Genomic DNA, 14826 nt, shown 5'->3' on the forward strand with positions numbered 1-14826 from the left:
CCGAACAGACCGAAAGGCAAGGACCCGCTGACATGAGCAACCCGTTCGAGAACCCCGACGGTGTCTACTCCGTCCTCGTCAACGACGAGGGCCAGTACAGCCTGTGGCCCGACTTCGTGGCCGTACCCGCCGGCTGGACGGTCGCGCACGGCCCGGCCGCCCGGCAGGAGTGCCTGGACCACATCGAGACGCACTGGACGGACATGCGGCCCAAGAGCCTGGTCGACGGCTCCTGACGGCAGACGAAAGGGGGGGGCGGTCCGGTCTGGAACCGGACCGCCCCCCTTTTTTTTCATACGCTCTCTTTCATACGCTCACGACGCCGGCTGCTCCACCTTCGTCGCCGTCTTGCCGTCCACCGCCGCCGCCAGCTGCGGCACCAGGCGGTCCAGGACGTAGGGGATGCTCAGCACGGTCGACAGGGACACCGCGTTGCCGTAGTCGCTGGTCTCCTTGATGTAGACCTCACGGCCCTGCTTCACCACGTTCAGGTCGCCGTAGACCGGGTCACTGTGCAGCTTGGTGACCGACGTGGTGGTGTCCGGCGCGATCCACACGGCCACGTCCTGGTCGAGCAGGTCGTAGCGTTCCTTGCTGATCTGGGCCCCGAACTGGTCCCCGATCACCTTGTCGAGGTCCTTGGGCAGCGTGAAGCCGAGGTCGGACAGGAGCCGGGAGCGCGGGTCCTGGCTGCCGTAGACGAACACGCCCTGGTACGGCGTCGCCATGACCGCCGTGGCCTTGGCGAACGCGGGGTTGGCCTTCTCGGCCGCCGTGAACTTGGCCTCCACGCCCGACACCAGCGTCTTGGCCTCGTCCGGCTTGCCGAGCGCCTGCCCGATCTCCTCGGTCTGCTGCTGCCACGGCACGCCGTAGTCGTTGTACTGCTTCGGCTGGGCCACGACCGGCGCGAACTTCGACAGGCTCTCGTACTGGGCCTTGGTGAGCCCCGAGTACACCGCGAGGATCAGGTCCGGCTTGAGCGCGGCGATCTTCTCCACCTGGGGGCCGGTGCCGGTGTCCTTGAGGACGGTCGGCGCGGCCGTGCTGCCCAGCTTGTCCTGGGCCCAGGGGCCGATCGCGCCCTTGTAGCCGCCCAGCCACTCGGTCGTGCCGACCGGGACCTTGCCGAGGGCGAGGACGGCGTCCTGGTCGGTGAGGCCGACGGTCACGATCCGCTTGGGCTCCGACTTGATGGTCGTACTGCCGAACTTGTGGGCGATCGTCACGGGGAACGCGCCGGCGGACGAGTCCTTCGCCGCGGACGACGACGAGCCGGAGCCGCTGTCGGAGCCGGAGTCGGAGGAGCCGCAGGCGACCGCCGTCGCCGTGAGCAGGATGACGGAGGCGAGCAGGCCGGTGAGCCTGGACACTCTGGTGACGCGGGGCATCGGCTGATCCTTCTGTTCTTGGCGATGGGTCCGGCGGGGGGCGGCTCGGTCTTCTGGGGATCCAGATCTAGTGGGGGGCTGCGGGGGAGCGGTGGTCCGACCAGGCCTGCCACAGGGCGGCGTACCGGCCCCGGGCGGCGAGGAGTTCGTCGTGGGTGCCCTCCTCCGCCACCCGGCCTTCGCTCAGCACGACCACCCGGTCGGCCGCGGCGGCCTGGCTGAGGCGGTGTGCCACGACCAGTGCGGTACGGCCCTGCAGCGCCTGCTCGGCGGCCTCGTCGAGCAGCCGGGCGCCGGAGCTGCCCGCCTCGGCGGTCGCTTCGTCGAGCACGACGACCGGCGGATCGGCCAGCAGCAGCCGGGCCAGGGCGAGTTGCTGGGCCTGGTCGGCGGTGAGCCGGTGCCCGCCGTCGCCGACGACCGTGTCCAGCGCCTCCGGCAGGGCCTCGGCCCAAGCGAGGGCGCCCACCGCGGCCAGCGCGTCCCGCAGTTCCTCGTCGCCCGCGTCCGGGCGGGCCAGGCGCAGGTCGTCGGCGAGCGGCCCGGCGAACACGTGCACCTCCTGGGTGACGAGCCCCACCAGGCGGCCGGAGCCGTCCGGTTCGGTGCCGCCGACGTCGACCCGCCCGGCCTCCGGACGGTGCAGTCCCGCCACCAGCCGGGCCAGGGTCGTCTTGCCCGCGCCCGTGGTGCCGACCAGCGCGACCCGTTCCTTGGGCCGCACCTCCAGGTCGACACCGTGCAGCACCGGACGGCCGGGTACGTACGCGTGCGAGACCCCGGTCAGCGTCACGGCCGGATCGCCCGTCACGGCCGGATCGCCCGTCCCGGCGGTCGTACGGCCGTCCGTGTGCTCGGCGGCCGCGGGTGCCGGCTCGTCGACGACCCCGACCAGCCGGGCCAGTCCCGCCGTCGCCGACTGGGCGTCGTCCAGGAGCACCAGCGCGGTGTTGACCGGCCCGAAGAGGCTGTGGAAGTACAGCGCGGCGGCGGTCGCCGTACCGACCGAGGCGGCACCGGACCGCACCAGCAGGAAACCGGTGACCAGCACGGCGGCCAGCCCCACGTACTCGGCGATGTGCAGCCTGCTGTAGAAGCGCAGCACCAGCCGCACCCCGCGCATCGTCAACTCCACGGCCGCGCGTGACCGTTCGGTGACCCGGCGGGTGTGGTCGTCCTGGCGCCGGTACGCCCGAACCGTCCGGGCCCCGCCGATGGTGTCCAGCAACTGCTGCTGCTGGGCCCCGGTGGCGATCCGCTCCTTCGCGTACAGGGGCACGGCGTTGCGCACGTACCAGCGGGCGGTGTGCGCCTGCACGGGCACCGCGAGCAGCGCGGCCAGCAGGAACCGCCAGTCCAGCACGGCGAGGGCGGCCAGGGTCAGCACGATGGACAGCCCGGAGCGGGCGAGTTCGGGCAGCGCGGTGCGCACGGCGTCGGCGACCCGGGAGACGTCCCGGGTGACCCGCGCGTTGAGGTCGCCGGAGCCCGCCCGCTCCAGCCGCTCCAGCGGCAGCGACAGGGCGCGTTCCACGAAGAGTTCACGCAGCCGGGCGAGCGCGGTCTCGCCGAGCCGGGACACCAGGGACATGCCGAGCGCGGTGCTGATGCCCTGCACCACGGCGACCCCGGCGAGCGCGACGGCCGGCCAGGTGAGCGCGTCGGGGGAGCGGTGCTCGGTGACCACGTCCACGATGTGCCCGAGCAGCGGCTGGGTGAGCAGCCCGACGGCCGTGGCGATCACCATCGTGCCGAATCCGGCCACCGCCAGCTTCCGGTCGGGGCGCAGGAGTTCGCGGACGGCCGCGCGGGTGCGGGCGGGCGTGGCGGTGGGCAGCAGGTCGCGTTCGGCGGTGGTGCCGGGCTGTGCGATGGCGTCCGGCCCCGCGGTGACGTCCGTCATGCCAGTACCGCCGTCCGGTAGGTCTCGTGGGTCCGGGCCAGTTCCGCGTGGGTGCCCTCGGCGCCGACCCGGCCGCCGTCCAGCAGCACCACCCGGTCGGTCACGGCGAGCAGCGCGGGGCTGTTGGTCACCACGACCGTCGTACGGCCCCGCCGGAACTCCCGGAGTCCCTCGGCGATCCGGGCCTCGGTGACCGCGTCCACCGCGGTCGTCGGATCGTGCACGACCAGGACCGGGGCCCCGGCCCGCAGGGCCCGAGCCAGCAGGACGCGCTGCCGCTGCCCGCCGGACAGCGAACGCCCGCCCTCGCCCACCCCGGTGGCCGCGCCGTGCGGCAGCGAGCGGACCACCTCGTCGGCGTCGGCGGCGGCCATGGCGCGTGCCGTCAGCGGATCGGCCTCGCCGTCCGCCGGGCCCGATGCGTCCGCCGGACCCGATGCGTCCGCCGGGCCCGATGCGAGGGCCGCATCCGACACATGGGCCGCGTCCGCCGGGACCACGTTGTCGGCGAGGGATCCCTCGAACAGCGCGGCGTCGTGTGCGGCGACCAGCACCGCGGCCCGCAGCCGGGCCGGGTCCAGCCGGGTCAGCGGCACCCCGTCCAGTTCCACCGTGCCCGACTCCGGGTCGCTCTCCCGGCCCAGGCAGCTCAACAGGGCCTCGGCACAGGCCGGATCGGTCACCGCGATCCCGGTCAGCCGTCCGGCGGGCACGTCGAGGTCCACGCCGTCCAGGCCGCCGAGCCGCACCCCGCGCAGCCGCAACTCCCCACGCACCGCGTCCGGCACCGGTTCCTCCCCGCCCGTGACGGCGGGCCCCGCCGAGAGCACCTCGGCGATGCGGGCGGCGGAGGCACGGCCCTGGGCCAGTTCGGCGTTGACCCAGGCGAACGTCTCCAACGGCCCAAGGAGGAACAGCGCGAGGCCCACCGCCGAGACCAACTGGCCGAGCGTGAGGGAGCCGTCGAGGGCCAGCCGGCCGCCCACCCAGGCGATCAGCGCGATGAACCCGCCGGTCAGGGCCAGCACGAGCCCGGTCTGCCACGACTCGGCCCGGGCCGCGCGCAGGGTGGCGGCGAGGGAGACCTGGCTGGTCCGGCGGTAGCGCTCGACCGCGGCCCGCTGCGCGCCGAGCCCCTTCAACACCCGTAGCCCGGCCACCAGATCGGCCGCGACCCCGGCGGCCCCGGCGGCCCGGTCCTGCTCGGCCTCGCTGCGCCGTTCCAGGGGCTTGCTGAGCAGATGCCCGAGCCACAGCAGCACAGGCGTGCCCAGCAGCACGATCAGACCGAGCGGTACGGACGTCAGCAGCAGCGCAACGGCGCTGACGGTGATGCCGGCGACCGCCGAAATCCCGCTCATCAGAGCCATGTTGACCGCGCCGACGCGCTTGGCGTCCTCCGTGGCGACATTGGCCAGCTCACCGGAGAGCCGGTCCGCCTCGGCTCCGCCCCGCGGGTCGAGCACCCGGCGCACGACGGCCAGCCGCAACTCGTGGGCGGCCTCCTCGGCCCCGCGCTCCCCGGCCCGCGCGCCCAGCCGGAAACTCCACGACAGGCACACGTACAGGACGGCCAGCACGGCCAGCCACAGCACCAGACGCCCGGCGTCCCGGCCGGCCACGGCCTGGTCGACGACGACACCGACGAGTACGGGGACCAGGGCCTCCCCGAACTGGTGCACGCTTCCGAGCGCGGCGCCGAGAGCGACTCGCCGCCCCTGCCCTCCGACCGACCTCGCCAGGACATCCCGCCCCGACAGTTCCCCTGATCCCACCGGCCACCCTCCGGAGACGGTCAACTTAGGCAAGGCTACTCTAAGTAAATCCCGTCCCGTCAATCCCCGCCCCGGGATCCGGACTCGGTCCGGCGAGGCTCGACTCCCCTTGTGCCGCAGGCGATCGGCCGTGACCGGGCCGGTCGCACGGCCGCCCCCGGCCCGAGGCCGGGGGCGGAACCGCGCGACCAGTCACGGCGGTGCCGCAGCCGAACGACGGCGTATCGCGGCACTTCCGGCGGAGGCGCGCTCAGCCGCACCTGGTGAGGATCGATTCCGGCAAGCGACTTGAGCCGTTGCTGTTGCCGTTGCTGTTGCCGTCGCTGTTGCCGTTGTCGTCGTCTTCGTCCGGATGGCCCGCCGCCTGCCGGTCGCCGCCGCCGGCGCCCGCGGGTGCCGGCGGCCGCGAGAGCAGCCGGCGCCGGGACTCCTGGGGGGAGACGCGGCCGAACTGGACGTCCCAGTAGCCGCCTCGCCAGGTGAGGAAGGCCGTGCTCAGGGGCGGCACGGTGAGATGCCAGAAAGCTCGTGCCGGCAGGGCCAGGGCCCGGATGAGCGCGGCTCGGACGACGGCCGCTTCGGTGATGGCCACGGTGTGGCCCGCGTCGGGTGCGACGCTGTCCAGCCAGTCCGCCGACCGGCGGCAGAGCCGGCGTACGGACTCCCCTCCGTGGGGCGCGGCATCCGGATCCGTGAGCCAGGCGCTGTACCTTTCGGGGTCGGCCGCGGCGACTTCGCCGACGGTGCGACCGCACCAACCACCCACGTCGAGATCGCGCAGCATGGGCTCGGGCGCGGCCGCCAGGCCGATGGCCTCGGCGGTCTGCGAGCAACGGACCGAGGGTGCCCGGACGGCCGGCTCGTGGGGAGAGAGCACTGCTCTCGCGGTGCCTGCCAGACGCAGGTCGCGCTCACTCAGGGGAACGTCGCCGAGGAGCGGGTCCAGCGTGGCGTCACCGCCGGGCGCGCACAGAAGCGTCAGGTGGATGGACATGGGACCGACCTCCTTCTTGGCCGTTCTTGGCCCCTCTTGACCCGGCACGGCTTCGGACGGTGCGAGGCCCGGGGTGACGGCCGCCTGATCGGTCGGGCCGGCGCCACGGGGTGCCTCACGTCCTCCACGGTCGCCGCAGATCCCCCGGCCGCACCATCCGCCAGGTGTCCGGACGCACCCCGCCGACTGGCCGGCCCGCCCCCGCGACCGGCCGGGGAACCGGCGTCGGACACCGCCGCGCGCCACCCGACGGGACACGCAACCGGACCGTGGTCCGATTGCTCCCGTGCCGCGCTGTGCGCGCTGTGCCGCGCCGCGTCGTGCCGCGTCGTGGGGCGCCGCCGTGCCGGGAGCGGCGTTCACCGGTTCCGGTCGACGGGCAGTTCCAGGCGGAGCTGGTAGCCCCCCTGGGACGTGGGGCCGGACGTGACGGTGCCGCCCAGGAGCTCCGCGCGCTGGGCCAGGCCGACCAGGCCGTTCTGGGCGCTCGGCAGGGGCACCGCGGGCCGGGTGGGGGCGGTGTTGGTGACGGTGGCGCGCAGGACGCCGTCCGTGTGCCGGACGCGGACGGTCGCGGCGGCGCCGGGGGCGTGTTTGCGGACGTTGGTCAGCGCTTCCTGGACGGTGCGGTAGACGGCGCGCTGCACCGTGGGCGGAAGCTCCTCGGGCAGGTCGGTCTCCAGCTTCGCCTCGATGCCGCTGGCCTCGACCAGGTGCTCCAGGTCGGCGAGCGAAGGCTGCGGGGTGAGCTCCGTGGGCCTGCTGCCGGAGGCCCGCAGCACGCTGACCATGTGGCGCAGTTCCTCCAGGGTCTGCACGCTCAGCCGGCGGATCGTGGCCGCGGCCTGCCTGGTCTCGGCGTCCCGGCCGCTCACCTGGAGCGCTCCGGCCTGTACGGCGATGAGACTGACCTGGTGGGAGACCACGTCGTGCATCTCGCGGGCGAGCTGGGCGCGCTCCTTCGCCAGCACGCTCTGGGCGGTCAGCAGCCGTTCCTGCTCGCGGGCCTCGGAGATGTCGGCGAGCCGCAGGGACAGCTCGCGCCGGGCCTGGACGAGCTGGCCGAGGAAGACCGGAGCGGCGGCGGTGGCCAGGGTGTAGCTGAGGTGGAACAGGTTGTTCGTCTGGGACAGCTCGGTGGCGTCCAGGGACGACCACGGCCAGGGCAGGAAGTCGATGATCGCGTAGGCCAGCGCGCAGCCGGCCAGCAGGAGACGGTGGCGGTTGACGGAGGAGAGCGTGTACAGCGCGGCCATGGGAGCGACCACCGCGTCGGTGACCAGGGCGGTGGGGAGCGTGAGGACGAAGGTCGTCAGGGGCAGCCGGTGCCGCAGCATCAGGGCGAGGGCGCCGAGCAACGCGAAGGCGGCGGCCGGCTGGTCCTCGGCTCCGACGTGCGCCCAGGCGTCCGCCAGCGCGAACCCGACGAAGCCGATGTCGAGGAGCACGGCCGACGGCTGCCGGGAGCTCACCGGGCGCCCTCGTCCTGCGCGGGCGCGGGAGTGAGCAGGCCCGCGCGCTCGGCGATGAGCGCCGCTTGGACACGGCTGCCCACCCGCAGTTTGCCGAGGACGTTGGTGACATGGCCCTTGATGGTGCCGGTGCTCAGGTGCAGCCGTTCGCCGATCTCGTTGTTGGCGAGTCCTTCGGCCATGAGGACGAGCACGGCGCGTTCACGCTCGGTGAGCCGGGCGGTGAGCCGGACGGCGGCGGGCTCCCGGACGCTGTTGTCGAGGTAGCCGCCCACCACCAGCCGCGTGACCTTGGACGACAGTACGGTCCCTCCCTCGGCCAGGGTGCGCACCAGATGGGGGAGCTGCTCGGGGTCGGTGTCCTTGAGCAGGAATCCGGCGGCGCCCGAACGCAGCGCGGTCGCCACGTATTCGTCGGTGTCGAACGTGGTGAGCATGGCGACCACCGGAGCCTGCGGCATCCGGCGCAGGTCGGCCAGAATCGTGAGCCCGTCCACGTCCGGCATCCGGATGTCGAGCAGGACGACGTCGGGCCGCAGCTCCTGCACCGTGCGCACGGCCTGGCCACCCGGTACCGCCGCGACGACCTCGATGTCGTCCGCCGTTTCGAGAATGTGCATGAAGCCCGTGCGGATCAGGGCTTCGTCATCGACCACCAGTACCCGGATCACGTGCGCTCCGCTCGTCGCGTGCCCTGCCGATGCGTACCCCGTGGCAGCCGTCCTCCGGCGGCCGGCACGGAGAACCCGCCAGTTGGCGGCGCGACCTCAGCCGGTCGGCGGTGGCGCAGCCAGAAGCTCGTCACGTGCCTCACTACGCTGAGCGACGGGGGGACCACACGGCCCAGGACAGATCGGGAGACCATGGCCCTCGACCTAGACATCGACCGCATCCGCGAGCTCGTCGGCGAAGGTGTCCGCGACAAGGTCTACCCAGGCGCCGTCTGGGCCGTCGGCGACCGCGCGAACATGGCCATCGGCACCCCGGGCGTCCCGGATCCCGACCGGCCCGACGAACCGATGCGGCACGACACCGTCTTCGACGTCGCCGGCCTCACGGCGGTCCTCGCCGTGTGGTCGTCCATCGGATGCCTCGTCGAGGCCGGCAGGCTGCACCTCGACGAGCAGCTGGGTGAGTTCTGGTCCGAGGTGCGCGGACACCCCCTGGGCCGGGCGACCACACGCCACCTGCTCACCCACACCGCCGGCCTGCCGCTCCGCACCGACCTCGGGGACCTGTACGGCACCCACCCCCGGGACATCCGCGACGGCGTCCTCCACGAAGCCGTACGCCGTCCGCCCGGGGAGGCCGTGGAGTACACCGACCGGGCCGCCCTCGTCCTCGGCTACCTCGCCGAGGAGCTCTCCGGACAGAGCCTCGACGTCCTCGCGGCCACCGGCGTGTGGCAGCCCCTGGGCATGACCCGCACCTGCTACGGCCCCCTGCCCGACGAAGCGGCCGCCCGCTGCGCGCCGACCGGACTCGACGACAGCACGGGGGCCCGCCTGAAGGGCACCGCCCGGTGCCCGTCGGCGCGCCTGCTCGGCGGGGTCTGCGGCATCTCCGGGGCGTTCTCCGTCCTCCCCGACCTCGCGGCCTTCCTCCGCCACCTGCTCCAGCCGGGACAGGACGGCGGGCAGCCGGGCTTCGGCCCCGCCTGGATCCAGGAATCCCTGCGGACCGGGACCGGGACCGGCGACCTCGCACCCGCCGGCGGGCTGTTCTGGCACCCGGCCCCGGGAACCGACCCCGGGACCGACGACATCTGGGTGCCCCACGGCCCCACCGGAACAGGCGCCTGGCTCGCTCCGAAGCAGGGCCGCTGGGCAGTCCTGCTGACCAACGAGTTCTACTACTCCGGGGACCCCGCGCCCCTCGGCCACGTCCGCGACGCGTTCCGCTCGCTCGCCTTCGCCTGACCGCGCGCCAGGACCACGGACACCGTCCCCCCGACGGAGCCCGGGACGGCGACGGCCGCCGCCACGCTCCGGGAACGCGCCGCCGGGCGCCCACGGACCGGAGGGCATGCCTCGGGTCTCCGTGAACCGCCTACCCTTTAGGCATGACCATCAGCAGTGACCGGAGCCCGGCAGTGGACGCTCGTTCATCCAAAACCTATGAAATCCGTACCTACGGGTGCCAGATGAACGTCCACGACTCCGAGCGATTGTCCGGGCTGCTGGAGGAGGCCGGGTACGTACGCGCTCCCGAGGGGGCGGACGGCGACGCCGACGTGGTCGTGTTCAACACCTGCGCGGTCCGTGAGAACGCCGACAACCGGCTCTACGGCAACCTCGGCCGGCTCGCGCCGCGGAAGGCGTCCCGCCCCGGCATGCAGATCGCGGTCGGCGGCTGCCTGGCGCAGAAGGACCGCGAGACCATCGTCCGCAAGGCCCCCTGGGTCGACGTCGTCTTCGGCACGCACAACATCGGCAAGCTGCCGGTCCTGCTGGAGCGCGCCAGGGTCCAGGAAGAGGCGCAGGTCGAGATCGCCGAGTCGCTGGAGGCCTTCCCCTCCACCCTGCCGACCCGGCGCGAGAGCGCCTACGCGGCCTGGGTCTCGATCTCCGTCGGCTGCAACAACACCTGCACCTTCTGCATCGTCCCGGCCCTGCGCGGCAAGGAGAAGGACCGCCGCACCGGCGACATCCTCGCCGAGATCGAGGCCCTGGTCGCCGAGGGCGTCTCCGAGATCACGCTGCTCGGCCAGAACGTCAACGCCTACGGCTCCGACATCGGCGACCGCGAGGCCTTCAGCAAGCTGCTGCGGGCCTGCGGGACCATCGAGGGCCTGGAGCGGGTCCGGTTCACCTCCCCGCACCCCCGTGACTTCACGGACGACGTGATCGCGGCCATGGCCGAGACCCCGAACGTGATGCCGCAGCTGCACATGCCCATGCAGTCCGGCTCGGACACCGTCCTGAAGGCGATGCGCCGCTCGTACCGGCAGGAGCGCTACCTCGGGATCATCGAGAAGGTGCGGGCCGCGATCCCGCACGCGGCGATCACCACCGACATCATCGTGGGCTTCCCCGGCGAGACCGAGGAGGACTTCGAGCAGACGATGCACGCCGTGCGCGAGGCCCGCTTCACGCAGGCCTTCACCTTCCAGTACTCCAAGCGGCCCGGCACCCCCGCCGCGACCATGGAGAACCAGATCCCCAAGGAGGTCGTCCAGGCGCGCTACGAGCGTCTCGTCGCCCTCCAGGAGGAGATCTCCTGGGACGAGAACAAGAAGCAGGTCGGCCGCACCCTCGACCTGATGGTCGCCGAGGGCGAGGGCCGCAAGGACGGCGCCACCCACCGCCTCTCCGGCCGCGCCCCCGACAACCGGCTCGTCCACTTCACCAAGCCGGACCAGGAGGTCCGCCCCGGCGACGTCGTCACGGTCGAGATCACCTACGCCGCCCCGCACCACCTGCTCGCCGAGGGCCAGGTGCTCGGCGTACGGCGCACCCGCGCCGGCGACGCCTGGGAGAAGCGGAACGCGGCCGAGGCGGCCAAGCCGGCGGGGGTGCTGCTGGGGCTGCCGAAGATCGGCGTGCCGGAGCCGCTGCCGGTGGCGACCGGGGGCTGTGCGGCGCACTGATCACCCGCCATACTCCTCACGTCGATCGGGAGCCGGGGGGCGGAGCATGGCGCGCTGGGTGGTTGTCGCGCAGTTCGGTAACGGGGACTTCTACAAGGTCGAGGAGGTCACCCGCTTCGAGAGCACCCCGGAGCAGGCCCGGGCCACGCTCTACGAGGTCGCCTGCACCCACCGGCCACGCGCGGGCCTGCGCCAGCAGCGCCGTGAGGTGTTCCGGGTGGGGGACGGGGACGTGTACTACGTCCACATCGACGGCTGGATGTCCACGCACCGGGTGTTCTACCGGTTGGCGGAACTGGCGTGGAGCAGCGGTCCCGCGCCCGTGTACCAGCAGTAGGCTGCCGATCATGCTTGTCGCAGCCGCAGTCTGTCCCTGCCCGCCCGTCCTCGTCCCCGAGGTCGCGGCAGGAGCCGCACCGGAGCTGGACGCCGCGCGTGCCGCCTGCGCCGACGCGCTCGGGGTGCTCGCGGCGGCCCGGCCCGACCTCCTGGTGGTGGTGGGGCCCGCCGAACAGCCGGGACGCGGCGTGTTCCCGCAGGGCAGCCGGGGCACCTTCCGGGGTTTCGGGGCCGAGGTCGACGTACGGCTCGGCAGCGGCGCGGCCGGTGAGCGGGAGCTGCCGCCCTCGCTCGCCGTCGCCGGCTGGCTGCTGGAGCGCACCGGCTGGGCCGACGCCCCCATCGAGGGGCTCGGCGTGGGCGAGCCCCTGGAGACCGAGCGGTGCGTCCGGACCGGCCGGGAGATCGCCGGCCGGGCCGCGCGGGTGGCGATGCTGGTGATGGGCGACGCCAGCGCCTGCCGCACCCTGAAGGCACCGGGCTACCTCGACGAACGGGCGGCTCCCTTCGACGCCCAGGCCGCCCGGGCGCTCGGCGCCGCCGACATCGAGGCGATCAAGGCCCTCGACGCCGACCTGGCGTACCAGCTCAAGGCCGCCGGCCGCGCCCCGTGGCAGGTCCTCGCCGGCGCGGCCGAGGGCGCGGACCTCGCCGGGGCCCTCCTCTACGACGACGCACCGTACGGCGTCTGCTACCTGGTGGCGACCTGGTCCTGAGCACCGGCCGCACCGCGCCCCCGTCGTGAACGGGCCCCGTCGTGAACAGGCCCCGTTGCGAACGGGCCCCGTCGTGAACGGCTGCCGGAACGGCGGACGGCCGGGAGTCGGGTGACTCTCGGCCGTCCGCCGAACTCCGCCGGGACCCGCCCGGCTCAGGAAGCCGGCGGCGGCCCTTCCCGCCCGGTCGGGGCGTTGGGGTCGGGTGTCGTACCGCCCATGGCGTCCGGGTGCACGAACCGGTCCATGGCGCCCTTGGCCCGGCCCGTACCCGTCTGGATCTTGTCGCTGTACTTGCCCTTGGTCTTCTCGTCGACGACCCGCGCGGCCTTGTCGATGCCGTGCTGGAGCTTGTCGACCTTGTCCTCGTGCTGCTGCGCGAAGTGAGAGGCCTTGTCCTTGGCCGGGGCGAGCTTGGCCTTCAAATTGTCCAAAAGACCCATGGTTACCTTCCCTATGGCTTCCCTCGCGGGCCGTTATGTGCGGGCGCCCTCGCCGGCCTCGTTGTCGGCGGCCTCCTTGGCGGACTGCTGCTTGGGGATCTCGGTGCTCTCGGCGGCGGCCGCGGCGCGCTCCGTCTCCGTCCTCGCGTCCGCGTCCCGGCCGTCGTCCTCGTCCGGACCCTTCGCCGCCGCCCCGGCCCCGGCCGCCTCCTCCACGGCGTCCTCCGCGCCGGGCCCGTCCGGCCCGGCACCTGCCGGCAGCTTGGCCTCCGGCTCTTCCGGCGTCTTCGGCTCTTCCGACGCCTTCTGCTTCTTCCCAAGGAACCGTGCAAAAACGCCCATATCCACTCCATACGTTACTCGTGCGAGCGAAATCCCGCGTGACCCCGGTGCGTCCGATTGCGCCGGACCGGTCGCGGCCTCTCGGCGGCGGTGGCGGGAACCTCGCAACGGGCAACGAAGCCGGACACGCTCCGTCACGTAACTCGTTCGAGACCTGCCTCCGAGGTTTGCGAGACTGGTGCGGTGAGCAGCGCACCCCCCGCCCCCCGTGTCATCGCCGTCGTCGGCCCCACCGCGGCCGGAAAGTCCGACCTCGGCGTCTTCCTGGCCCAACGGCTCGGCGGCGAGGTCGTCAACGCCGACTCCATGCAGCTGTACCGGGGGATGGACATCGGCACCGCCAAACTGACGCCCGAGGAGCGTGCCGACGTCCCGCACCACCTGCTCGACATCTGGGACGTGACCGTCACCGCCTCCGTCGCCGAGTACCAGCGGCTCGCCCGCGCCCGCATCGACGCCCTGCTCGCCGAGGGCCGCTGGCCGATCCTGGTCGGCGGCAGCGGGCTGTACGTCCGCGGTGCCGTCGACAACCTGGAGTTCCCCGGCACCGACCCGGAGGTCAGGGCCCGCCTGGAGGACGAGCTGGCCCTGCGCGGTTCCGGCGCCCTGCACGCCAGGCTGTCCGCCGCCGACCCCGACGCGGGGCGCGCGATCCTGCCCAGCAACGGCCGCCGTATCGTCCGCGCGCTGGAGGTGATCGAGATCACCGGGCGCCCCTTCACCGCCAACCTGCCCGGCCACGACTCGGTCTACGACACCGTCCAGATCGGTGTCGACGTGGCTCGCCCCGAGCTCGACGAGCGCATCGCGCTGCGCGTCGACCGGATGTGGGAGGCCGGACTCGTGGCCGAGGTGCGCGCACTGGAGGCGCACGGGCTGCGCGAGGGACGCACGGCGTCGCGCGCCCTCGGCTACCAGCAGGTGCTGGCGGCGCTCGCCGGCGAGTGCACGGAAGCGGAAGCACGGGCCGAGACCGTCCGTGCCACCAAGCGCTTCGCGCGCCGCCAGGATTCATGGTTCAGGCGCGACCCCCGGGTGCACTGGTTGAGTGGGGCCGCGGCGGACCGTGAGGAACTTCCGCAGCTGGCCCTGGCGTTGGTCGAACGACCGGTCACAGCCTGATCACGTCATGGCATCGGGATGCGCCACCGGTCATCGAGGCCTCCGGCGCCGTGCCATCATCGAGCTTCGATCGCAAGTGGAGTCCTAGGTTGGGAGGGCGCGTGGCGATGGAGGCCGGCCCTCGCGACACCGCACAAGACACCGAGCACGTCGCAGTCGGGGCCAGTGAGGCAGTGGAGGCCGAGGACCGGCTGAGCTCCGACGGTCCGGACGACACGGTGGGCGGCGTCACCGCCGACGGCCCCGAGCCGGAGGAGATGTTCGCGAGCGGCCCCGAGGTCGAGGTCGAACTCCGCCCGCAGCGCCGCCTGCGCCTGTGGCAGCTCGCCCCCATCGTTGGCCTGGCCGCGGTCGGCTCCCTGATGTTCGCCTTCCCGCTGGCCTTCGACTTCGGCGACAGCGGCGCGGTGATCGCGATGCTGGGCCTGCTGATCTGCTCCTGCGCGGCGGGCTGGGGAATGATGGCGGCCAGGAAGGTCGGCTACACGTGGCCCGGCCTCCCGGCAAGGGGTTCGGGCCGCAGGCCCGACTGGCGCGTGGTGATCGGTTACATGCTCCTGGTGGCGATCGTCGCCGTCCTGGCGGTATGGCGGGTAGCGCGCCTGCGCTGAAGGCGCCCCGGACTGGAACGCCCCGAGAGGGGCGCTGGGGGTCCCCCCGGCCGAAGGCTGGGGGAGGAACTGCGCGATCAACCCCCACCGGCCCGCACCCGGACCACCATCCGAACCACCCCCCACCCC

The 14826-nt window shown here is 73.2% G+C and carries 15 protein-coding genes; 7 read left to right on the forward strand and 8 right to left on the reverse strand.

The features are described from left to right. Positions 1-32 precede the first annotated feature (32 nt). On the forward strand, positions 33-236 hold the full coding sequence (locus tag ACFZB3_RS35800; protein ID WP_391383149.1) for an MbtH family NRPS accessory protein: 204 nt from the start codon (positions 33-35) through the stop codon (positions 234-236). 78 nt (positions 237-314) lie between these two features. Here ACFZB3_RS35800 and ACFZB3_RS35805 read toward each other — a convergent pair whose 3' ends face one another. The 6 genes from ACFZB3_RS35805 to ACFZB3_RS35830 all read right to left on the reverse strand — a co-directional run bounded on the left by ACFZB3_RS35805 (position 315) and on the right by ACFZB3_RS35830 (position 8206). After that, positions 315-1391, reverse strand: a complete 1077-nt coding sequence (locus ACFZB3_RS35805; protein WP_391383151.1) for an ABC transporter substrate-binding protein — start codon at positions 1389-1391, stop codon at positions 315-317. A gap of 67 nt (positions 1392-1458) precedes the next feature. Then, on the reverse strand, positions 1459-3294 hold the full coding sequence (locus tag ACFZB3_RS35810; protein WP_391383155.1) for an ABC transporter transmembrane domain-containing protein: 1836 nt from the start codon (positions 3292-3294) through the stop codon (positions 1459-1461). Further along, on the reverse strand, positions 3291-5054 hold the full coding sequence (locus ACFZB3_RS35815) for an ABC transporter transmembrane domain-containing protein (protein WP_391383748.1): 1764 nt from the start codon (positions 5052-5054) through the stop codon (positions 3291-3293). Before ACFZB3_RS35815 ends, ACFZB3_RS35810 begins: the two co-directional genes overlap by 4 nt. A 265-nt stretch (positions 5055-5319) precedes the next feature. Beyond that, positions 5320-6063, reverse strand: a complete 744-nt coding sequence (locus ACFZB3_RS35820) for a histidine phosphatase family protein (protein WP_391383158.1) — start codon at positions 6061-6063, stop codon at positions 5320-5322. 359 nt (positions 6064-6422) lie between these two features. Continuing rightward, entirely contained in the window at positions 6423-7535 is a 1113-nt protein-coding gene (locus tag ACFZB3_RS35825; RefSeq protein ID WP_391383162.1) for a histidine kinase, read from the reverse strand. Next, positions 7532-8206, reverse strand: a complete 675-nt coding sequence (locus ACFZB3_RS35830) for a response regulator (protein ID WP_391383165.1) — start codon at positions 8204-8206, stop codon at positions 7532-7534. The genes ACFZB3_RS35825 and ACFZB3_RS35830 overlap by 4 nt, the downstream gene beginning before the upstream one ends. 192 nt (positions 8207-8398) lie before the next feature. On the opposite strand from ACFZB3_RS35830, the gene ACFZB3_RS35835 reads away from it, so the two are divergent. The 4 genes from ACFZB3_RS35835 to ACFZB3_RS35850 all read left to right on the forward strand — a co-directional run bounded on the left by ACFZB3_RS35835 (position 8399) and on the right by ACFZB3_RS35850 (position 12179). Beyond that, entirely contained in the window at positions 8399-9454 is a 1056-nt protein-coding gene (locus tag ACFZB3_RS35835) for a serine hydrolase (RefSeq protein WP_391383168.1), read from the forward strand. Between the two features lie 143 nt (positions 9455-9597). Beyond that, positions 9598-11124 carry a tRNA (N6-isopentenyl adenosine(37)-C2)-methylthiotransferase MiaB gene (gene miaB, locus ACFZB3_RS35840; RefSeq protein WP_391383171.1) on the forward strand — a complete coding sequence of 509 codons (1527 nt, stop codon included), beginning with the start codon at positions 9598-9600 and terminating at the stop codon, positions 11122-11124. Positions 11125-11170: 46 nt separating this feature from the next. Then, the gene (locus tag ACFZB3_RS35845) at positions 11171-11461 is read left to right on the forward strand and encodes a hypothetical protein (protein WP_391383174.1); all 291 of its coding nucleotides are present in this window, start codon (positions 11171-11173) and stop codon (positions 11459-11461) included. A 10-nt stretch (positions 11462-11471) separates the two neighbouring features. Next, on the forward strand, positions 11472-12179 hold the full coding sequence (locus tag ACFZB3_RS35850) for a class III extradiol dioxygenase subunit B-like domain-containing protein (RefSeq protein ID WP_391383177.1): 708 nt from the start codon (positions 11472-11474) through the stop codon (positions 12177-12179). A gap of 155 nt (positions 12180-12334) precedes the next feature. Here ACFZB3_RS35850 and ACFZB3_RS35855 read toward each other — a convergent pair whose 3' ends face one another. Next, the gene (locus tag ACFZB3_RS35855) at positions 12335-12622 is read right to left on the reverse strand and encodes an Rv0909 family putative TA system antitoxin (protein WP_391383179.1); all 288 of its coding nucleotides are present in this window, start codon (positions 12620-12622) and stop codon (positions 12335-12337) included. A 33-nt stretch (positions 12623-12655) separates the two neighbouring features. Then, positions 12656-12964 (reverse strand): hypothetical protein, encoded by a 309-nt coding sequence (locus tag ACFZB3_RS35860; RefSeq protein WP_391383183.1) that lies wholly within the window; start codon positions 12962-12964, stop codon positions 12656-12658. A 183-nt stretch (positions 12965-13147) separates the two neighbouring features. Between ACFZB3_RS35860 and miaA the strand changes: the two genes are divergently transcribed. Together miaA and ACFZB3_RS35870 are read left to right on the forward strand one after the other, a co-directional pair. Beyond that, positions 13148-14086 carry a tRNA (adenosine(37)-N6)-dimethylallyltransferase MiaA gene (gene miaA / locus ACFZB3_RS35865; RefSeq protein ID WP_391383186.1) on the forward strand — a complete coding sequence of 313 codons (939 nt, stop codon included), beginning with the start codon at positions 13148-13150 and terminating at the stop codon, positions 14084-14086. A gap of 107 nt (positions 14087-14193) precedes the next feature. Then, positions 14194-14697, forward strand: coding sequence for a hypothetical protein (locus ACFZB3_RS35870; RefSeq protein ID WP_391383751.1), 504 nt, complete (start codon positions 14194-14196; stop codon positions 14695-14697). Positions 14698-14826 lie beyond the last annotated feature (129 nt).

Source organism: Streptomyces sp. NPDC008092 (assembly GCF_042957285.1).
GTDB lineage: Bacteria > Actinomycetota > Actinomycetes > Streptomycetales > Streptomycetaceae > Streptomyces.

Coding starts and splice junctions, on each gene's coding strand:
- ACFZB3_RS35870 (WP_391383751.1), top strand. CDS start 14,194: ATGGAGGCCGGCCCTCGCGACACCGCACAAGACACCGAGCACGTCGCA.
- ACFZB3_RS35820 (WP_391383158.1), bottom strand. CDS start 6,063: ATGTCCATCCACCTGACGCTTCTGTGCGCGCCCGGCGGTGACGCCACG.
- miaB (WP_391383171.1), top strand. CDS start 9,598: ATGACCATCAGCAGTGACCGGAGCCCGGCAGTGGACGCTCGTTCATCC.
- ACFZB3_RS35835 (WP_391383168.1), top strand. CDS start 8,399: ATGGCCCTCGACCTAGACATCGACCGCATCCGCGAGCTCGTCGGCGAA.
- ACFZB3_RS35805 (WP_391383151.1), bottom strand. CDS start 1,391: ATGCCCCGCGTCACCAGAGTGTCCAGGCTCACCGGCCTGCTCGCCTCC.
- ACFZB3_RS35855 (WP_391383179.1), bottom strand. CDS start 12,622: ATGGGTCTTTTGGACAATTTGAAGGCCAAGCTCGCCCCGGCCAAGGAC.
- ACFZB3_RS35845 (WP_391383174.1), top strand. CDS start 11,171: ATGGCGCGCTGGGTGGTTGTCGCGCAGTTCGGTAACGGGGACTTCTAC.
- ACFZB3_RS35810 (WP_391383155.1), bottom strand. CDS start 3,294: ATGACGGACGTCACCGCGGGGCCGGACGCCATCGCACAGCCCGGCACC.
- ACFZB3_RS35800 (WP_391383149.1), top strand. CDS start 33: ATGAGCAACCCGTTCGAGAACCCCGACGGTGTCTACTCCGTCCTCGTC.
- ACFZB3_RS35860 (WP_391383183.1), bottom strand. CDS start 12,964: ATGGGCGTTTTTGCACGGTTCCTTGGGAAGAAGCAGAAGGCGTCGGAA.
- ACFZB3_RS35850 (WP_391383177.1), top strand. CDS start 11,472: ATGCTTGTCGCAGCCGCAGTCTGTCCCTGCCCGCCCGTCCTCGTCCCC.